This window comes from Lysinibacillus cavernae, assembly GCF_009724685.1.
Classification (GTDB): Bacteria; Bacillota; Bacilli; order Bacillales_A; family Planococcaceae; genus Lysinibacillus; species Lysinibacillus cavernae.
Genome location: NZ_WMEF01000031.1, coordinates 1 through 1,426, shown reverse-complemented (window position 1 = coordinate 1,426; position 1,426 = coordinate 1). Strand labels below are relative to the sequence as shown.

The window sequence follows — 1,426 nt, the reverse complement described above, 5'->3', positions numbered from 1 at the left end:
ATTAAAGCATTTCTGAAGTTGTTTTAGCTTGCATATGAAGTTGTAGGTAGTCTGGGCCACCAGCTTTTGAGTCTGTACCTGACATGTTGAACCCACCGAATGGTTGGTAGCCAACGATTGCCCCTGTACAGCCACGGTTGAAGTATAGGTTTCCTACATGGAACTCTTCACGTGCTTTTTCTAAGTTGACACGGTTTGTTGTAATTACTGCACCTGTTAAACCATATTCTGTATCGTTTGCAATTTCAATTGCTTGGTCGAAATCTTTTGCTTTTGCAATGGCTACAACTGGCCCAAAGATTTCTTCTCTCATGATACGTGCAGAAGGATCTACGTCTGCGAATACTGTTGGTTGCACGAAGTAACCTACTGAATCGTCTGCAGTACCACCTGAAACTAGGCGACCTTCGCCTTTACCGATTTCGATGTATTCCGTAATTTTGTTGAATGCTGCTTGGTCAATTACCGTTGCCATGAAGTTGCTGAAGTCTGTAGGATCGCCCACTGTTAAAGCGTTTGTTAACTCTTCTACACGATTTACTACTTGCTCATATACATCTTCTACGATCACGGCACGAGAACATGCTGAACATTTTTGACCTGAGAAACCGAATGCTGATTTTACAATCGATTGTGCAGCTAACTCTAAATCTGCTTCTTTATCGACAACAATTGTATCTTTACCGCCCATTTCAGCGATGACACGTTTAATCCAAATTTGGCCATCATTTAAGACAGAAGCACGTTGGTTGATACGTAAACCGACATCACGTGAACCTGTGAAGCTGATGAAACGTGTTTTTGGATGATCTACTAAGTAGTCACCAACTTCAGCACCAGAACCTGGTACGAAGTTCACTGCACCTGCTGGAAGACCAGCTTCTTCTAATACTTCGATAAATTTATAAGCAACCACTGGTGTTGTTGAAGCTGGTTTTAATAATACTGTGTTACCCGTTACTAAAGCAGCTACTGTTGTACCAGCCATAATGGCAAATGGGAAATTCCAAGGTGAAATCACGATACCGATTCCTAATGGAATATAGTCATAACGGTTGTATTCGCCTGGACGGCTTTCTACTGGTTGACCGTTTTTAATGCGTAGCATTTGGCGACCATAATATTCAAGGAAGTCGATTGCTTCTGCTGTATCTGCATCTGCCTCTGCCCATGGTTTCCCTGCTTCTTTTGTTAATAGGGCAGAAAATTCATGTTTACGACGACGAATAATTGCCGCTGCTTTGAAAAGAACGTCAGCGCGAATCGCTGGATCTACTTTTTTCCATGTTTTGAATGTTTCATCTGCAGCTTGCATTGCTTTTTCAGCTAAATCTTTGCTCGCTTTTGACACACGGCCAATAACTTCTGTTTTCTTTGCAGGATTGTACGAAACGATTTTATCTTCTGTTGTAATGCGCTCGCCACC

General features: G+C 42.1%; 1 protein-coding gene. It reads right to left on the bottom strand.

The features are described from left to right. Position 1 precedes the first annotated feature (1 nt). Positions 2–1,426, bottom strand: a 1,425-nt coding sequence (gene pruA, locus GJU32_RS22805; RefSeq protein ID WP_155594162.1) for an L-glutamate gamma-semialdehyde dehydrogenase, incomplete at its 5' end; no start/stop codon positions are given.